General features: G+C 68.7%; 16 protein-coding genes. 8 read left to right on the top strand and 8 right to left on the bottom strand.

Annotation, left to right across the window (positions count from 1 at the left end; translation table 11 throughout):
* Positions 1 to 38 precede the first annotated feature (38 nt).
* From GGR71_RS08725 to GGR71_RS08690, 8 genes are all read left to right on the top strand, one after another.
* On the top strand, positions 39 to 587 hold the full coding sequence (locus GGR71_RS08725) for a sigma-70 family RNA polymerase sigma factor (RefSeq protein WP_160958844.1): 549 nt from the start codon (positions 39 to 41) through the stop codon (positions 585 to 587).
* Positions 587 to 1,555: a FecR family protein gene (locus GGR71_RS08720; protein ID WP_160958847.1), complete on the top strand. Its 969-nt coding sequence runs from the start codon at positions 587 to 589 to the stop codon at positions 1,553 to 1,555. The genes GGR71_RS08725 and GGR71_RS08720 overlap by 1 nt, the downstream gene beginning before the upstream one ends.
* 110 nt (positions 1,556 to 1,665) lie before the next feature.
* A complete protein-coding gene (locus GGR71_RS08715) occupies positions 1,666 to 4,065 on the top strand; it encodes a TonB-dependent siderophore receptor (RefSeq protein WP_343160800.1) in 2,400 nt (799 codons plus the stop codon).
* 58 nt (positions 4,066 to 4,123) lie between these two features.
* Positions 4,124 to 4,489, top strand: coding sequence for a hypothetical protein (locus tag GGR71_RS08710; RefSeq protein ID WP_160958850.1), 366 nt, complete (start codon positions 4,124 to 4,126; stop codon positions 4,487 to 4,489).
* Positions 4,490 to 4,514: 25 nt separating this feature from the next.
* Positions 4,515 to 6,182 carry an NAD-dependent malic enzyme gene (locus GGR71_RS08705; RefSeq protein WP_160958853.1) on the top strand — a complete coding sequence of 556 codons (1,668 nt, stop codon included), beginning with the start codon at positions 4,515 to 4,517 and terminating at the stop codon, positions 6,180 to 6,182.
* 74 nt (positions 6,183 to 6,256) lie between these two features.
* Positions 6,257 to 7,939 (top strand): aspartate-alanine antiporter, encoded by a 1,683-nt coding sequence (gene aspT / locus GGR71_RS08700; RefSeq protein ID WP_160958855.1) that lies wholly within the window; start codon positions 6,257 to 6,259, stop codon positions 7,937 to 7,939.
* A gap of 253 nt (positions 7,940 to 8,192) precedes the next feature.
* Entirely contained in the window at positions 8,193 to 10,043 is a 1,851-nt protein-coding gene (locus tag GGR71_RS08695) for a sensor histidine kinase (RefSeq protein ID WP_160958858.1), read from the top strand.
* Positions 10,040 to 11,362, top strand: a complete 1,323-nt coding sequence (locus tag GGR71_RS08690) for a sigma-54-dependent transcriptional regulator (RefSeq protein WP_160958861.1) — start codon at positions 10,040 to 10,042, stop codon at positions 11,360 to 11,362. Before GGR71_RS08695 ends, GGR71_RS08690 begins: the two co-directional genes overlap by 4 nt.
* Before the next feature lie 28 nt (positions 11,363 to 11,390).
* On the opposite strand, the gene truD is transcribed toward GGR71_RS08690, so the two are convergent.
* The 8 genes from truD to kdsA form a co-directional block, all read right to left on the bottom strand.
* Positions 11,391 to 12,470 (bottom strand): tRNA pseudouridine(13) synthase TruD, encoded by a 1,080-nt coding sequence (truD, locus tag GGR71_RS08685; RefSeq protein ID WP_160958863.1) that lies wholly within the window; start codon positions 12,468 to 12,470, stop codon positions 11,391 to 11,393.
* Positions 12,471 to 12,581: 111 nt separating this feature from the next.
* Positions 12,582 to 13,085, bottom strand: a complete 504-nt coding sequence (ispF, locus tag GGR71_RS08680; RefSeq protein ID WP_160958866.1) for a 2-C-methyl-D-erythritol 2,4-cyclodiphosphate synthase — start codon at positions 13,083 to 13,085, stop codon at positions 12,582 to 12,584.
* A gap of 39 nt (positions 13,086 to 13,124) precedes the next feature.
* A complete protein-coding gene (locus GGR71_RS08675; protein ID WP_160958869.1) occupies positions 13,125 to 13,595 on the bottom strand; it encodes a hypothetical protein in 471 nt (156 codons plus the stop codon).
* Entirely contained in the window at positions 13,595 to 14,293 is a 699-nt protein-coding gene (gene ispD / locus GGR71_RS08670; RefSeq protein ID WP_160958872.1) for a 2-C-methyl-D-erythritol 4-phosphate cytidylyltransferase, read from the bottom strand. The genes GGR71_RS08675 and ispD overlap by 1 nt, the downstream gene beginning before the upstream one ends.
* Positions 14,293 to 14,655 carry a cell division protein FtsB gene (gene ftsB / locus GGR71_RS08665; protein WP_160958875.1) on the bottom strand — a complete coding sequence of 121 codons (363 nt, stop codon included), beginning with the start codon at positions 14,653 to 14,655 and terminating at the stop codon, positions 14,293 to 14,295. The genes ispD and ftsB overlap by 1 nt, the downstream gene beginning before the upstream one ends.
* Positions 14,656 to 14,658: 3 nt before the next feature.
* On the bottom strand, positions 14,659 to 15,951 hold the full coding sequence (gene eno / locus GGR71_RS08660; RefSeq protein WP_160958877.1) for a phosphopyruvate hydratase: 1,293 nt from the start codon (positions 15,949 to 15,951) through the stop codon (positions 14,659 to 14,661).
* Between the two features lie 87 nt (positions 15,952 to 16,038).
* Entirely contained in the window at positions 16,039 to 16,386 is a 348-nt protein-coding gene (locus GGR71_RS08655; RefSeq protein WP_237474301.1) for a hypothetical protein, read from the bottom strand.
* Positions 16,387 to 16,471: 85 nt separating this feature from the next.
* Positions 16,472 to 17,302 carry a 3-deoxy-8-phosphooctulonate synthase gene (kdsA, locus tag GGR71_RS08650; protein WP_048488981.1) on the bottom strand — a complete coding sequence of 277 codons (831 nt, stop codon included), beginning with the start codon at positions 17,300 to 17,302 and terminating at the stop codon, positions 16,472 to 16,474.
* Positions 17,303 to 17,304: the final 2 nt, after the last annotated feature.

Raw genomic sequence — 17,304 nt, 5'->3', positions numbered from 1 at the left:
ACTGCCGCGGCCGCTTCCCTCCAGGAGCACCAGCAGTCGTGAGTCGGGCCGAGCACACCGAGGGCGCACCGTCGCCGGAGCAGGTGCCTGCGCACCAGGTCGACGCGCTGTTCAAGGAACATCACCGCGCCCTGCTCGCCTTCCTGCACTGCAAGCTCGGCTCGATGGCGGACGCGCAGGACGTGGCGCAGGAGGCGTACATGCGCATCGTGACGCTTGAGCGTCCCGACGCGCTGGCATCGCCGCGCGCCTATCTGTTCCATGTCGCCTCCAACCTGGCGGTGGACCGGCTGCGCATGCGCAAGGTCCGCGAAAACGCCGCGGTGGAGCTGCCGGAGCACGACCTGCCGCTACCGCCGATTCCGGAGCGGCACGCCACGGCCAGCGAACAACTGCGCGAGCTGACCCGGGCATTGAAGGAACTTCCCGCCAAGACCAGCCGCGCCTTCGTGCTGCACGTGATCGAGGGCAAGGACTTCGGCATGATCGCCAAGGCGATGAACGTGAGCGAACGGATGGTCCGCTACCATGTGGCCAACGCGCTCGCGCATTGCCGCAAACGCTTCGACGAAGCGGAGATCCCGTAATGGACAGCGGCATCGACCAACACATCCTCGACGACGCCGCGCGCTGGTGGACCCTGCTGCGCGAACCCGACAGCAACGAGGATACCGTGGCGCGCTGGCTGGACTGGACCGCGGCCGACCCGCGGCACCTGCAGGCGTTCGAACGCATCAATGCGCTCGGCGGCGATCTGGCAACGCTGGATGCGGCCGCGCGGGACGAGGTGGTGCGCAGGTTCGCGCCGCCGCGTTCGCGCTGGCGGCCGCTGCAGGTGGCGGCCTGCGCCGGCGTGCTGGCGCTCGGCGGCGCCCTCGCCTGGCAGCAGCTGAGCGCGCCGCCGGTCACCCAGGTCTACAGCAGCGCGACCAACCGCCACCAGGACATCGTGCTGGCGGACGGGTCCAGGATCGCGCTCGGCGGCGCATCGCGGCTGAGCACCCGCTTCAGCGCGGCGCAACGCCACGTGGACCTGATCGCCGGCGAGGCCTTCTTCGAAGTGACACATCACGCCGGGCGTCCGTTCGTGGTCGACGCCGGCGGCGTGTCGATCCTGGACGTGGGCACTGCCTTCGATGTCAGCCGCGACGGCGAACGCGTCGAAGTCGCGGTCACCGAGGGCCGGGTCCGCATCTACGGCGCCGGCCAGGTGCCGGCCGACGGCAGCGGCGGGCTGGAAGCGGTGGCCGGACAGCGCGTGTCCTACGACCCGGCCAAGCCCACGCTGCAGGTCAGCCAGATCGACGTGGCGCAGGCCACCGCCTGGCGCGATCACCGGCTGGAATTCGTCGATACGCCGCTGGACACGGTGATCGCCCGGGTCAACCGCTACAGCGACAGGCCGCTGCGCCTGGCCGATCCGGCGCTTGCGCGGCTGAGTTTCACCGGCACCGTGGACACCCAGGCGACCGCACAGTGGATCGAGGCCCTGCCGCAGGTGTTCCCGCTGCGGGTGCGTCAGGACAAGGACGAGATCGTGCTGAGCCGCCGATAGGCGGTATCGCCCTCCACCCCGGTCCCGCCCAGGCGGCAGTCGCGCGCGCGGCACGCGTGGGCGATGCCGCGCATGGCATAATTCGCGCTTCCGCTGGGGGGCGACGGGCAGTGCGTGGGCTGAGGCGACTGATCATCTGCGGCAGCCTGGCACTGCAGCTCGTACCCTGGAATCGCGCCCTCGCCCTGCCACTCGCGTCCGACGCACGCCGGGTCGCCTTCTCGATCCCGCCACAGGCGCTGTCCACTGCGCTGATCGCCTACGGCAAGCAGGCCAACATGCAGGTACTCACCGCCAGCCCGACCCTGGCCGGGCTGCGCAGCGACGGGCTGCAAGGCGTGTTCACCCCGGACGCGGCGCTGCAGCGCCTGCTGCAATCGAGTGGCCTTGCGTACAGCGTGCTCGATGCGAACACGGTGGCCATCACGCCCGCCGCGCCGGCGCCGGTCGATCCTGCGGCTGCCGCCGATGACCATCGCGCCGGCACGCCGCCCAAGCTGCTGGAACAGGTCGACGCCGCGGCGCTGACCGAGCACGCCATGGGCGACGTCCCCGCCTATGCCAGCGACGCGCTGCGCTATGCCGCCGACTCCATCGCGGTGCCGCAGTCGGTCAACGTCGTCGCCCCGCACCTGATGGCAACGCAGCAGGTCCGCACCGTCGCCGACGCGCTGCGCAACGTGGCCAGCGTGCAGCACATCGAAAACCCGTTGCGCGCGCCGCTGTTCAAGATCCGCGGCATCTACACCGGCAACGGCATGACCGACGGGATGCCGAACAGTTTTGTCGGGCTCGGCGGCTATCCGCCGATGATCGGCGTGGAGCGGGTCGAGGTGCTCAAGGGCCCGGAATCGATCCTCGGCGACAGCAACGGCGGCGACATGAGCGGACTGATCAACGTCGTCACCAAGCAGCCGCTGCGCAGGCCGCAGCGCGAACTGAGCTACGCCCTCGGCGAACGCGGCGACATGCAGGCCGGGCTCGATGCGACCGGACCGATCGGCACCACGCCGCTGAGTTACCGGCTCGTCGTCTCCGGCCAGCATGCCGATACCACGGCGCAGGGCTACGGCCCGCGCAACGCGGCCTACCTTGCGCCCTCGATCGCCTGGCAGAGCGAGGACACCCGTCTGGTGCTCGGCGTGCAGCGCGTGACCGACCGCCAGCCGGCCGCCGATCACGCGCTGCTGCTGCGCAATCACGTGTCGGCGATGACGCCCAGGTCCCTGCGCCTCGGCAACCCGCAGGACCACACCGCCTACCGGACCCAACGCGCCTACTACCTGCTCGATCAACGGCTCAGCGACCGCTGGCAGTTGCGCAGCCGCGGGCAGTACGTGACCCAGGCGGTCGACGCACGCAACTGGGGCATGCTGTCGCCTTCGCCCAAGGGCATTGTGCGCGCCTATGCCGAGGCCTATCGCAATACGACGGCGTACTACACCATCCAGAACGACCTGGTCGGCAGCTTCGGCGACGGGCCGCTGCGGCAGACCGTGACCCTGGGCCTGGATTACACGCGTGCGCGCCTGGGCAGCAGCGACTACTTCATCCGCATGCACCGCAACCGCTACGACGTGTTCGGCGACGCGCAGTTGGGACCGGTGCACTGGCCGCATTCGCGACGCGGCATCCTGCATTACCCCGGCAGTCCCTGGTCGAGCCGCAGCGGCATCCTGCTGCAGGACCAGATCAGCGTGGGCGAACGCTGGGACGTGTCGCTGGCGCTGCGCCGCTCCGCGTACGAGATCTCCAACTACGACGCCAGGGGCAAGCTACGCCAGTTGCGCCGGCGCCGCTGGGTGCCCAACATGGGCGTGGTCTACAAGCTGAGTCCGGATGCGGCGCTGTACGCCAGCACCATGAACGGCTTCGCGCCGAGCGCAGTGCTCGGCAAGAACGGCCGGCCGCTGCCGCCCGCGCTGTCGCAGCAGGTGGAGGTGGGTGCGAAGATCGATCTGTTCGACCACCGGGCGCGGCTCAACGTCGCGTACTACCAGATCACTGTCGACCGCAGTTTCGATCTGGTACTGGCGCATCCGTCGTATTTCGCCAGGCCGATCGACAGCCAGAGCAACCGCGGGCTGGACCTGGATTTCGTCGGCGCGCTCGCTCCGGGCCTGGAACTGAGCAGCAGCCTGGCACTGGCACGCATCGGCCGACGCGACGGCACGCCCACCACCGGCGTGCCGCGCATGCGTTTCACCCTATGGAGCAGCTATCAGTTCCAGGACAGCCGCTGGAGCGGCTGGGGCGTGGCCGGCGGCATCCTTGCGCGCGATCACACCCTCGGCCGCCGCCTGGCCGGTGGCTACTTCAAGATTCCCGGGCAGGCCAGCGTCGACGCGAACGTGTCGTACCGCACCGACACCTGGGGCGTGACCGTGGGCATGCGCAACGTCTTCGACCGGCGATTGTATGCGGACGATTTCGACGAGACCTTCGTGCCACTGCCGGACGGCCGCAGCCTGCTGCTGACCGGCACCTATCGGTTTCAGGAAGCACGATAGGCTTCGGCTGGAATATGGGACAGGGCGAGGCAGCGACGCGCGAGGCGGTCCGCCTCGGTTGAACCGCGATCTGCAGATGGCCGGCCTCGTCCGTGCGGCACGCCACACGCCGGTCCTGCGGCATGCGCTGCAGGGAAGCTCCGTCGAGACCGCCTCATCCGCATTGCCGCGCACCGGCGTGGCACGACCCAACGTCGTCGATTCTTTGCAGGCGCCTGCCCGCCGCCCCGCGCGCGGCGCGTTCGGAAATCCGGACGACGCCTGCCGCGGATTTCCGGAAAACCGACCGACAGTCATACAGATTCCCCAAAAAATCCTTATCAATCAATCGACTGATAACTCAAAAAAGCTGGCACGACAGTTGCGCTCCACTTCGCGAAAGCGGCCACCACACCCCTGGTTCCGACTGCTTTTCGACCACTGAACGCAACGATTCGAGGAGTGCACTCATGAATGCCAATGCCAAGATTTCCACCGAACCCAAGCGCCCCGCTGGGGAGCCGGCACGCAACGCGCGCGGCCCGGGCCTGCTGCACGATCCCAGCCTCAACAAGGGCACCGCCTTCACCCAGGAGGAACGCCGCAAGTATGGCCTCGAGGGCCTGCTGCCGAGCGCGGTGGAGAGCCTGGACCGCCAGGTAGAGCGCGTGCTTGCGCACCTGGACGAAAAATCCGACGACCTGGAGCGCTACATCTACCTGATCGGCCTGGAAGACCGCAACGAGACGGTGTTCTACAAGGCCATCATGTCCGATCCCAAGCGCTTCATCCCGATCCTCTACGATCCCACCGTGGCCGATGCCTGCGAGACCTTCGGCAACCTGTACCGGCGTGCGCGCGGCATGTACATCACCCGCCACATGAAGGGCCGCATCGCCGAGGTGCTGCGCAACTGGCCGCAGCGCGACGTGCGCTTCATCTGCGTGTCCACCGGCGGTCGCATCCTCGGCCTGGGCGACATCGGCGCCAACGGCATGGGCATCCCGATCGGCAAGCTGCAGTTGTACACGGCCTGCGCCGCGGTCCCGCCGCACTGCCTGCTGCCGGTGCTGTTCGACATCGGCACCAGCAACGAGACCCTGCGTGCCGATCCGTTCTACCTGGGCCTGCGCGAGAAGCCGATCGACGAAAAAGAACTGGACGAACTGACGGAAGAATTCATGCAGGCGGTGCAGGAAGTGTTCCCAGGCTGCTGCGTGCACTTCGAGGACTGGAAGGGCACCGACGCGATCCGCATGCTGGACCGCTACAAGGACAAGGCGCTCTGCTACAACGACGACATCCAGGGCACCGCCAGCGTGACCCTGGCCGGCATCGCCGCCGCGCTCAACATCACCGGCGGCGCGATCGCCGAGCAGCGGGTGATGTTCCTGGGCGCCGGCTCGGCCGGCCTGGGCATCGCCAAGCTGTTCTGCGCCGAACTGCAGACCAAGGGGCTGAGCGCCGAGCAGGCGCGCGAGCACGTGGCGCTGTTCGACATCAACGGCCTGATCGAAGCATCGCGGCAGGACCTCAGCGAGACCCAGGCGCTTTACGCGCGCCCGGCCAAGCCCTGCAAGGATTTCCTGCAGGCGATCGAGGACTTCAAGCCCACCGTGCTGGTCGGCGTCAGCACCAAGGCCGGCGCGTTCAACCGGCAGGTGATCGAGACGATGAGCCGGCTCAACGAGCGGCCGATCATATTCGCGCTGTCCAACCCCACCCACAAGGCCGAGTGCAGCGCCGAACAGGCGTACACCTGGTCCAGGGGCAAGGCGCTGTTCGCCGCCGGCGTGCAGTTTCCCGAGTTCGAGTACGAGGGCAAAACCTACCGTCCGGGCCAGGCCAACAACTTCTACATCTACCCGGCGATCGGGCTGGCCACCTACGCCGCGCGGCCAACCCGCCTGAACGACGAATGCTTCATCGTCGCCGCGCACGCCACCGCCAACCAGGTGGGCCTGGGCATGCGCGCCAAGGGCATGCTCTACCCGAGCCAGGAGCAGATCCTGGAAACGGAGATCACCACCGCCGCCCGCATCGTCGAATACATGTTCGACGCGGGGCTGGCCCAGGTGGAACGTCCCGACGACATCCGCGCCTGGCTCGAGACCCTGCTGTACGCGCCGCACTACTGAGGCCATGCCGGCCCGATCCCGGGTCGGCCACCTGGCCGGCCCGGCCTTTTCCCTGCGTCACGGGACGACACGCCATGCACGCTTTCATCGCAACGCTCCAGAAGTATCCGGAGATCGCGATCTATCTGACCATTGCCCTCGGCTTCTGGTTCGGAAAACTGCAATTCAAGAATTTCAGCCTCGGGGTGGTCACCAGCACCCTGCTCGCCGGCCTGCTGATCGGCCAGGTCGGCATCGATCTTCCCAACGTCCTGCAATCGACCTTCTTCGCGATGTTCCTGTTCGCGGTCGGTTACGCGGTCGGACCGCAATTCATCCGCGCCATTCGCAGCGACGGCATGCCGCAGGTGGTCTTCGCGGTGCTGGTCTGCGCCTCCGGCCTGGTCACCGCGATCGTGCTGGGCAAGCTGTTGCACTACAACGCGCCGCTGACCGCCGGCCTGCTGTCCGGCGGCTACACCAACTCCACCGTGCTCGGCGTCGCCACCGACCTGATGCACCAGCCTGGCAATCTTCCCGAGGGCGGCGCGGCGGCGCTGGCGCTGATGCCGGTGGCCTATGCCGTCACCTACCCGTTCGGCACCGCCGGTTCGGCCTGGTTCCTGGCCACCGTGGTGCCGCGCGTGCTCAAGTTCGACCTGCCGAAGGAATGCGCGGAGTACGAGGCCGCGCACGGCACCAGCAACGCCATCGGCACCACGGCCTATCGCGAATTCTCGGCGCGCGCCTACAGGTGGGAAAACCCGGCGCTGGCAGGGTTGACGGTGGACGAGGTCGAAGCCCGCTACGACCACCGGATCTTCATCCGCCGCATGCGTGCCAGGGGCGGCGCCACGATCGTGGATTGCGTGGGCGACACGCGTTTGCCCGCCGGCGCGATCGTCGCGGTCTCCGGCGCGCTGGACGCACTGCTCGCCCACGACGCCAGCTTCGGCACCGAACTGAAGGACGTGACGTTGCTCGACTTCTCGACGGAACTGCTGGACCTGGTGGTGACCAATCGCAACTACGCCGGGCAGACCCTGGGCGCGATCACGCAGAAGCTGTTCGGCACGCCTGGACGTGGCGTGTTCCTGACCAAGTTCACCCGCTCGGACCTGGCGATGCCCGCGACGCCGCAGCTCAAGGTGCAGCGCGGCGATGTGCTGACCATCCTCGGCGCCCGACAGGACGTCGCCAAGGTCGCCAAGGAACTCGGTTATGCCGACCGGCCACTGGAAAATTCGGACATGGCCTTCATGGGCTTCGGCATCGTCGCGGGCAGCCTGCTGGGCGCGATCACGGTCCACGTCGCCGGTATCCCGCTGAGCTTCGGCACCTCGGTCGGGGCGATCGTCGCCGGCATCGTCTGCGGCTACCTGCGCTCGACCATGCGCACCTTCGGCCGGATTCCGGACGCGGCGCTGTGGGTGTTCAGCAACGTCGGGCTCAATGGCTTCATTGCGGTGGTCGGCCTCAAGGCGGCCTCGGGATTCATCGCCGGCCTGCAACAGTACGGCCTGACCCTGTTCCTGGCCGGGGTCGCGGTGACCATGGTGCCGTTGATCGTCGGGGTGCTGCTGGGCCGCTACGTCTTCAAGTTCCATCCGGGCATCCTGCTCGGCGCCTGTGCCGGCGCGCGCTCGACCACTGCGGCACTGGGAGCATTGCAGGACGCGGCGGGCAGCAAGGTGCCGGCGCTGGGCTACACCATCGGCTACGCGGTGTCGCGGCTGGTCATGGCGGTATTCACCATCATCCTGGTCAATGTGTTCTAACCATCGCGGCGGGCGAGGTGCCGCGCCGGCCTCTCCCGTTGCGTCCGCGGCGGCAGACCTGCCCGCCGCCGCGGACGCGGGACGACACGCCAGCGCATGCGCCGGCCTCGGCGTGCAGGGCCCGCTTGCGCGCATTGCGCCTTCCGCGACCGCCGTGGGTGCAGGTACTCTGCCCTCCACCTCCCGGCGCTGGCGGTGGCGACCTGCCGGTGGCGACGTCGCGCCGCCGATGCCGCCCGATCTGAAGCATGCGATGAGCAGACGCAACCGCGATTTCTACCTCTACCTGCTGCTGTCCCTGGTGATCGCGCTGGGAACCGGCGCGGTCGCCTACGGCTACACCGCCTGGTCGGGGCTGCGGCTGCTGCGCCAGAGCGGCGAACGGGCACTGAACCGCCATGCCGACAAGCTGGAGCGCGAGATCGGCAAGTTCGGCCTGCTGCCATTGACCGCCTCGCTCAACGGCGAGATCGGCGACTTCCTGACCGAGCATCCCACTGCGGCGCGCACGCACCGCATCAACGCCTACCTCAAGACGCTCAACGACAGCGTCGGCAGCCTGCAGACCTTCCTGGTGAATGCACGCGGCGACATCGTCGCGTCCAGCAACTGGACCCGCGCCGATACGTTCGTTGGACGCAACATCTCCTACCGGCCCTACGTCCAGGCCGCGCAGCCAGGCCGGATCACCAGCTACTACGGCGTCGGCACCACCGACGACCGCCCCGGCTACTACCTGGCCACCGCGGTGGAGCGCGACGACACGCGCCTCGGCGTGGTGGCGATCAAGGTGGGGCTCGAGCAACTGGAGCATCTGTGGCTCGGCAACGAGCAACCGGTACTGCTGTCCGATGCCAACGGCGTGGTCGTGCTGTCGTCGATGCCGCAATGGAAGTACCACGTGCTCGGCGCGATGGACCGGCAGTCGCGGCAGCAGGTGAACGCCTCGCAGCAGTACAACGGCCACCCGCTGCACCCACTGCAATGGCGCTGGCTGCGCGGGATCGGCGACGAAGACGGGCTGGTGCAGATCCACGACCGCGGCGCCTGGCGCACCTACCTGGCGGTGACGCGGCGGCTGCCGGCGCTGTCGATGCGCTTCACCGTACTGAGCGATCCGCACGAGGTCTACCGGCTGGCGATCGCGCGCGCCGTGGCTGCGGCGGTGCTGGCCGCGTTCGCGATGGCGGTGCTGCACGCGCTCAACCAGTGGCGGCTGTCGATCAGCGAACGGCTGTCGGCCCAGGCCGCGCTGCAAGCGGCGCACGCGCAGTTGGAAACGCTGGTGGAACAGCGCAGCGCGGAACTACGCGCGGCCAATGCCGGCCTGCACCGCGAGATCGCCGAACGTATCCAGGCCGCACGCCAGTTGGAGAACGTGCAGCAGGAACTGATCCGCACCGAGAACCTGGCGGTGATCGGCCAGCTCTCGGCCGGCCTGGCACACGAGATCAACCAGCCGCTCGCCGCGCTGGGCACGCTGTCGGCCAATGCCGTGCGCTTCCTGGACCGCAACGATCTGGAAACGGTGCGCTTCAACCTCGGCCGCATCACCGAACTGGTGGCGCGGATGGGCGTACTCACCGGCCAATTGCGCTCGTTCGCGCGGCGCTCGTCGGGCGAACTCGGCGATGTCGCGGTCGCCGCCAGTATCGACAGCGCGGCGGCGCTGCTCGGGCACCGCCTGCGCGGCGAGCCTCCGGTACGCCTGGTGCAGCACCCGCCAGCGGTGCCATTGCGGGCGCGCTGCGATGCGATCCGGCTGGAGCAGGTGCTGGTCAACCTCATCAGCAACGCCATCGACGCCACGGCCGACACTGCCACGCCGCAGATCGAGGTGCGCTGGTACGCCCACGAAGGACGTGTGCGCATCGAGGTAAGCGACAACGGCCCGGGCCTGTCGGACGAGGTCCGCCAGCGTCTGTTCGAGCCGTTCTTCACCACCAAGACCCACAGCGGCCTGGGGCTGGGGCTGGCGATCTCCGCCGACATCGTCAAAGGCTTCGGCGGCAGCCTGCACGCCGTCAACGCCGCCGCCGGCGGCGCCGTGTTCACCCTGGACCTGGCGAAAACCGGCGCCACCGACGAGGAATCGCAGCCATGAGCGAGCACCAGGTGCTGGTGATCGAGGACGACCAGGACATCCGTCTGGGGTGCCTGCAGGCCCTGGGCCTGGACGGCATCGCCGCACACGGCGTGGCATCGGTGGAACAGGCGCAGCGCCTGGTCGGCAAGGAGTTCGCCGGCGTGGTGGTGACCGACATCCGCCTGCCCGGCATGGACGGCCTGCAGTATCTGCGCCAGTTGGTCGAGCAGGACGCCGACCTGCCGGTGATCCTGATCACCGGCCACGGCGACGTCGCCACCGCGGTGCAGGCGATGCGCGACGGCGCCTACGACTTCATCCAGAAGCCGTTCCCCCCGCAGCAACTGGTGGGCGTGGTGCAACGAGCGCTGGAGAAGCGCCGGCTGGCGCTGGAGGTGCGCCAGCTACGGCGCCAGCTTGCCGCGTTCGGCGGCCTGGAAAGCCGCCTGATCGGCCGCTCGCAGGCGATGGCGGATCTGCGCACGCTGGTGCAGGACGTCGCCGCCACGCCGGCCGACGTGATGATCCTGGGCGAAACCGGCACCGGCAAGGAACTGCTGGCGCGCTGCCTGCACGACCTCAGCGGGCGCAAGGGTCCGTTCGTGGCGCTGAACTGCGGCGGCCTGCCGGACACCCTGTTTGACAGCGAGATCTTCGGCCACGAGGCGGGCGCGTTCTCCGGCGCCAGCAAGCAGCGCATCGGCAAGATCGAATACGCCCAGCACGGCACCCTGTTCCTGGACGAGATCGAGAGCATGCCGATGCCGATGCAGGTCAAGTTCCTGCGCGTGCTGCAGGAACGGGCGATCGAGCGTCTCGGCTCCAACAAGCTGATCCAGGTGGATTTCCGCGTGATCGCCGCGACCAAGGCCGAACTCGGCGCACTCGCCGACAAGGGCGAGTTCCGCGCCGACCTGCACTTCCGCCTCAACGTGGTCACCCTCGACCTGCCGCCGCTGCGGGCGCGGCGCGAGGACATCCCGCTGTTGTTCGAACATTTCGTCGCGCAATCGGCCCTGCGCATGAACCGGCCACCGCCACCGGTGAGCGCGGCCGTGGTGCGCGACCTGCTGGGCCATAGCTGGCCCGGCAACGTCCGCGAACTGCGCAACCAGGCCGAACGCTTCGTGCTCGGCCTCAAGAGCGCACCCGGCCAGGGCGCCACGGACCACCCCTTGCCGCTGAGCCAAGCGGTGGAGGCCTACGAACGCAGCCTCATCCGCGAGGAATTGCGTTGCCAGCACGGCAACATCTCGCGCGCGGCCGACGCACTACAAATCGCCAAGACCACCCTGTTCGACAAGATCCGCAAGTACGGCCTGGACGAACGCGGCTGAGGCGCAGCACAGACCGCGAGGCGCGCGCTCAGCCTTCCGGTGTGTCCGCGGGCGCCGCCGCGGACGGGTCGACAGCAGCGACATCGGTCACCTCGCCCACCTCGTGCAGGAGCGCGGTGGCATAACACCCGGGCGGCAGCGCGAAACTCAGGTGCAGCACGTCGTCGGCCTGCCACTGGTAGGCCAGCGCCTGTGGCCGCAGCCGCAGGGCGCGGCGTTCCTGCTTGAGACCGGCTTGCTCCAGCCCGGCACGCAAGGCCAGCGAGGTGGCATCGCCCAACGCCGCCTGCTCCACCGCGGCGGCGGCGGCTTGGCTGCGCAGTTCGCCCGCTCCCCACAATGGGCCGCTGGGATGGATGTCGAAACGCGCCAGTCGCTCGGCCAGCGCCGCGTTCCACGGTTCCGGGCCGAACACGCTGCGCGATCCGTCCAGCATCCATACCTCCCCGTCCAGCGGGCGATCCCAGTCGTCCTGCGCCACCCGCTGCGCCAGCACCTGGTTGAACAATGCCGAACGCGCGGCAGACAGCAGCAGCGAACGCTGCTCCTTGCGCACGCGGCGCCCGCGGAACATCGCCAGCGCCGCCGCGACATTGCCGCCCTCGCGCCCGAAGCGCTGCTCGCCGAACCAGTTGGGCATGCCGCGCGCAGCGATGGCGTCCAGGCGCTGCGCGATCGCGTCACGGTCGCCGCGCACCTGCCGCAACACCAGCGCGAAGCGATTGCCGGCCAGCGCACCGCGCTGCAGCTTGCGGTTGTGCCAGGTGGCCTCGACCACCTGCAGGTCGTCGTCCTGCAACGCCGTCACGTCCGGCGCCACGCGCTTGGGCAGGTGCACGCTGAAGCGCTGGGTGGTGACCGCATGCCGGTCCTTCATCCCGGCATAGCTGACCGCCATCTCCGCCACGCCCGCCCACTGCGCCAGGCGCTTGGCGACGAAAGCGGTGTTCTGGCCGCGCTTGCGCACGCACAACAGCAGGTGTTCGCCTTCGCCGCTGGGCTCGAAACCGGGTAACTCATCTACCTGAAAATCTTCTGGCACGCTGCGCAGATCCGCGTGCAGCACCGAGGGGCCGTGAGCCCTTGCAACAAGAGAACGCTCGTTCACAAAAATACCTGTGCGCTCGCGTGCGAGCGGAAGAGAAAAAACGGGCCTGACGCAGCACGAACCAAACAACGCTCAGCGGCGCGCCTTGGCGCTGTGGTACGTGCCATCGCGCTAGGCGCGATGCAGCAGCGCCACCGCCTGCGCGGCGATGCCCTCGCCGCGCCCGGTGAAACCGAGCTTCTCGCTGGTGGTGGCCTTGACGCTGACGCAGTCCAACTCGACCTGTAGCAGCGCCGCCAGGCGTTCGCGCATCGCCAGTGCATGCGGGCCGACCTTGGGCCGTTCGCAGATCACGGTGATGTCGGCATTGCCCAGGCGCCAGCCGCGCGCACGCAACAGGCCCACGCAGTGATCGAGGAACTGCGCGCTGTCGGCGCCCTTCCAGCGCGGACCGGATGGCGGGAAATGCTGGCCGATGTCGCCCAACGCCAGCGCGCCGAGCAAGGCGTCGCACAAGGCGTGGATCACCACGTCGCCGTCGCTGTGAGCGAGCACACCGCGCTCGTGCGCCACGCGCACACCGCCGAGCATGATGTGGTCGCCCTCGCCGAAGGCGTGCACGTCGTAGCCCTGGCCGATGCGGAAGGGAGGAGCGGAAATGGAATCGTGTGACATGGGAATCCTGTTCTTAAAAGCGGCGACGCCGTCTGGCGGTCAGACGCCGGAGTGCAACGTGCGCACGTAAACCGGCAGGGCCTCGGACGCCTGCATCGCGTCGTCTTCCGCGTCGGCTGCGCCCCACTGCGGGTTGAGCCAGTCGGCCTGGACGATGCGTTCGACAATCACTGGCAACGGCGTCTGCTGGATCGGCACGCGGAACGGCAGGCGACCGTGCGCCGACGACACCAGGCTGAAGCGCAACTGCCGCGCCTGCCCGTCGTGCCAGCAATAGAAGGTCATCGCCGGCGCTCCCTGCGCGCGCAGCGTGGCCTGGCGATGGTCGGCGACCGCCTCCACGAACAGCGTCATGCTCCCGACGTCGATGCCCGTGGATTGCGCGTCGCGCGGCGAGAACGCCCATAGGTTGGCATTCGCCTCGTGCTGGATGTCGTCGCCATCGATCACGATCACAGCGTCCGCGGCCTGCTGCAGCCAGGCGTGCGCCACCGAGTCCTCGAACTGCATCAGCCGCCCTGCCGCTGGAACAGTTCGAACTCGAAACGCGCCAGGTCGGCCGGCGTGGTGACCTTGAAATTGTCTTCGGCGCCCTCGACCAGCAGCGGCCGTAGCCCCAGCAATTCCATCGCCATCGCGTCGTCGGTGACCTCCACGCCGGCCGCGGCGGCCTGCTCCAGGGCGCGGCTCAGCTGCATGCGCCGGAACAACTGCGGGGTCAGCGCGCGCCACAGGCGCTCGCGCGGTTCGGTGCCGTCGATGCCGCCGTCGTCGCCGGCGCGCTTGAGCGTGTCGCGCACCGGCGCGGCCAGGATCGCGCCGACCGGATCGCCGCGCCCCGCCTCCAGCAGCCGGTCCAAGTCGGCCAGCGCCAGGTTCGGCCGCGCCGCATCGTGCACCAGCACGAAGTCGTCCGCTTTCACCGACTCCGGCAAGGCGTGCAACGCGGCCAACACCGAGCCGGCACGGCTGCCAGCGCCCAGGCAGGTCAGTACCGGCTTGCCGACCAGTTCGGTCCAGCCCGGCCACTGCGCATCGTCCACGCCCAGCGCGACCATCGCCCCGGCCACCGCCGGATGCGCCAGCAGCGCTTCCAAGGCATGCGCCAGCAACGGGCGCCCGCCCGCCTGCAGGTACTGCTTGGGGGTGGCGCCGCCGAAACGGATGCCGCGGCCGGCTGCCGGGACCACGGCCCAGACGGTGGCCATCAGGGTTGCTCGCCCGGCGCCGGCGTCACAGGCGCCGGCTGCGCGCCGGCTGCCGTACCGGCCGGCACGGTCGACACCGGCGCGTTCTCGACCACGCGGTAGAACTTTTCGCCCGGTTTGATCATGCCCAGTTCGCTACGCGCGCGCTCCTCGATCGCCGCCTCGCCGTCCTTGAGGTCCTTGACCTCGGCGGCGAGCGCGGCGTTGCGTTGCTGCAGTCCTTCGTTGTCGCGCTTCTGGTGCTCGACCTGGCTTTCGAGCACCAGCACTTCGCCGGAATTGCCCGGGCCGAGCCAGAAACGGTACTGCAGCCACGCCAGCAGTCCCGCCAGCACCAGCAGCAGCCAGCGCCAGTTGCGCACGGCTTATCGCTTGAGCGAGACGAAGGCGTCGCGCCCGGCGTAGCGCGCGGCGCTGCCCAACGCTTCTTCGATGCGCAGCAACTGGTTGTACTTGGCCACGCGATCGCTGCGGCACAGCGAGCCGGTCTTGATCTGGGTGGCGGTGGTGGCCACGGCGATGTCGGCGATGGTGGTGTCCTCGGTTTCGCCGGAGCGATGCGAGACGATGGCCGCGTAACCGGCCTTGTCGGCCATGGCGATGGCTTCCAGGGTCTCGGTCAGGGTGCCGATCTGGTTGACCTTGATCAGGATCGCGTTGGCGGTGCCGGACTCGATGCCCTGCTTGAAGATCTTCGGGTTGGTCACGAACAGGTCGTCGCCGACCAGTTGCACCTTGCTGCCGATGCGGTCGGTGAGCAGCTTCCAGCCGGCCCAGTCGTCCTCGGCCAGGCCGTCCTCGATGCTGACGATCGGGTACTGCGCGGCCCAGTCGGCCAGGAAGTCGACGAACTGCTCGCTGGTCAGGCGCTTGCCCTCGCCCACCAGGTGGTACTTGCCGTTGTCGTAGAACTCGCTGGACGCCACGTCCAGGCCCAGCAGCACGTCTTCGCCGGCGGTGTAGCCGGCCTTGCCGATCGCTTCCAGGATGGTGTCCAGCGCTTCGACGTTGCTGCGGAAATCCGGAGCGAAGCCGCCTTCGTCGCCGACCGCGGTGGACAGGCCGTGGCCCTTCAGCACCGACTTCAGCGCGTGGAAGATCTCGGTACCGGCGCGCAGCGCTTCGGAGAACGAGGCGGCGCCGACCGGCAGCACCATGAATTCCTGGAAATCGACGTTGTTGTCGGCATGCGCGCCGCCGTTGATGATGTTCATCATCGGCACCGGCAGCGCCAGGTTGGCGGTATTGCCCGCGGCCAGCGACTGCCACAGCGGCTGCTTGCGCGAGGCGGCGAGCGCGTGCGCGTTGGCGAGCGAGACGCCGAGCAGCGCGTTGGCGCCGAGGCGGCCCTTGTTCTCGGTGCCGTCCAGGTCGATCAGGCGGCGGTCCAGGCCCTGCTGGTCGGCGGCGTCGAAGCCCTGCAGCGCGCTGGCGATGGTGGTGTTGACGTTCTCCACCGCCTTGCGCACGCCCTTGCCCAGGTAACGGGTCTTGTCGCCGTCGCGCAGCTCGACCGCTTCCTTGGTGCCGGTGGACGCACCCGAGGGCACCGCGGCACGGCCGAACGAACCGTCCTCCAGGATGACATCGGCTTCCAGCGTGGGATTGCCGCGGCTGTCGAGGATTTCACGGGCGTGGATGCTGCGGATCGTACTCATGGGCGGGCCGGTTACCTGTAGGAGGAGGGGGCGGAAACGAATGCCGGCTGATTATCCCCGGCCGCCCGTTCCTTGCCAAATGCCGCTTCAGCCGAGGTGCACCGCGCCCAGCGGGATCCCGCCGAGGAACAACAGGATCAGGACCAGCATCGCCAGCAGCAGGCCGGCGGCGATGCCGGCCAGGAGGCGGCCGCGCCGCAGCGCCCAGCCCAGCGCGGCGGCGATCAAGGTGCCCAGTGCGGCGACCGCCAGCACCAGCAGGCCGCCGACGATCCAGGGCTGCATGGCCAGGATGCCGTGATCGCCATCGCCGGGCGCACCGATCGCGCGGAGGAAGGCGAACAGCACCACGCCCAACGCCGCCCAGGCCAGCAGCGACAGCAGTAGCGCACACAGGCCCCAGGCGCGGACGCGGATCTGGCCACGCGGGCTCATCGCCCGCGGCCCGCCGCGCAGGCAGACGCCCGGCAGGCCACTCCCCGCCAAGAGTCGCACGGATGCCGCAGATGCAGCCGAGACCTCACGCGAAACGCGAGAACCCGTGCTTCTTGGTGACCGCATCCAGTTCCATCAGCGTTTCCAGCAGTGCTTCCATCTGGTCCAGCGGCCACGCATTGGGGCCATCGGACAGCGCCTTGGACGGATCCGGGTGCGTCTCGGCGAACAGGCCGGACACGCCCACCGCCACCGCCGCGCGCGCCAGCACCGGCACGAACTCGCGCTGGCCGCCGGAACTGCCGCCCTGCCCGCCCGGCAACTGCACCGAATGGGTGGCGTCGAATACCACCGGGCAGCCGGTCTCGCGCATCACGCTCAGCGAGCGCATGTCGCTGACCAGATTGTTGTAGCCGAAGCTGGCGCCGCGCTCGCAGACCATGATCTGCTCGTTGCCGGTGGACTTGGCCTTGTCCACCACCGGCTTCATGTCCCACGGCGAAAGGAACTGACCCTTCTTGATGTTGACCGGCTTGCCAGCGGCGCACACGTTCTTGATGAAATCGGTCTGCCGCACCAGGAACGCCGGGGTCTGCAGCACGTCCACCACCGCCGCCACCTCATGCATCGGCGTGTATTCGTGCACGTCGGTCAGCACCGGCACGCCGATCTGGGTCTTTACCGCGTCCAGCACCTTCAGGCCCTCTTCCAGGCCCGGGCCGCGGAAGCTGGTGCCGGAGGTGCGGTTGGCCTTGTCGAAGCTGGACTTGAAGATGAAGTTGATGCCGAGCCGGCCGGTGATCTCCTTGAGCCGGCCGGCGACGTCGAGCTGCAGCTGCATCGACTCGATCACGCACGGGCCGGCGATCAGGAACAGCGGCTGGTCCAGGCCGACGTCGAAGCCACACAGTTTCATAC

The organism is Xanthomonas sp. F1 (genome assembly GCF_014199855.1).
Note: the sequence above shows the minus strand (reverse complement) of the source record. Positions and strands in the feature narration are given on the sequence as shown.

Bases quoted from the DNA above. Each gene is read 5' to 3' on its own strand.
- GGR71_RS08720 (WP_160958847.1), top strand. From the start codon at position 587: ATGGACAGCGGCATCGACCAACACATCCTCGACGACGCCGCGCGCTGG.
- GGR71_RS08705 (WP_160958853.1), top strand. From the start codon at position 4,515: ATGAATGCCAATGCCAAGATTTCCACCGAACCCAAGCGCCCCGCTGGG.
- aspT (WP_160958855.1), top strand. From the start codon at position 6,257: ATGCACGCTTTCATCGCAACGCTCCAGAAGTATCCGGAGATCGCGATC.
- GGR71_RS08695 (WP_160958858.1), top strand. From the start codon at position 8,193: ATGAGCAGACGCAACCGCGATTTCTACCTCTACCTGCTGCTGTCCCTG.
- GGR71_RS08690 (WP_160958861.1), top strand. From the start codon at position 10,040: ATGAGCGAGCACCAGGTGCTGGTGATCGAGGACGACCAGGACATCCGT.
- ispF (WP_160958866.1), bottom strand. From the start codon at position 13,085: ATGTCACACGATTCCATTTCCGCTCCTCCCTTCCGCATCGGCCAGGGC.
- GGR71_RS08675 (WP_160958869.1), bottom strand. From the start codon at position 13,595: ATGCAGTTCGAGGACTCGGTGGCGCACGCCTGGCTGCAGCAGGCCGCG.
- ispD (WP_160958872.1), bottom strand. From the start codon at position 14,293: ATGGCCACCGTCTGGGCCGTGGTCCCGGCAGCCGGCCGCGGCATCCGT.
- eno (WP_160958877.1), bottom strand. From the start codon at position 15,951: ATGAGTACGATCCGCAGCATCCACGCCCGTGAAATCCTCGACAGCCGC.
- GGR71_RS08655 (WP_237474301.1), bottom strand. From the start codon at position 16,386: ATGAGCCCGCGTGGCCAGATCCGCGTCCGCGCCTGGGGCCTGTGTGCG.
- kdsA (WP_048488981.1), bottom strand. From the start codon at position 17,302: ATGAAACTGTGTGGCTTCGACGTCGGCCTGGACCAGCCGCTGTTCCTG.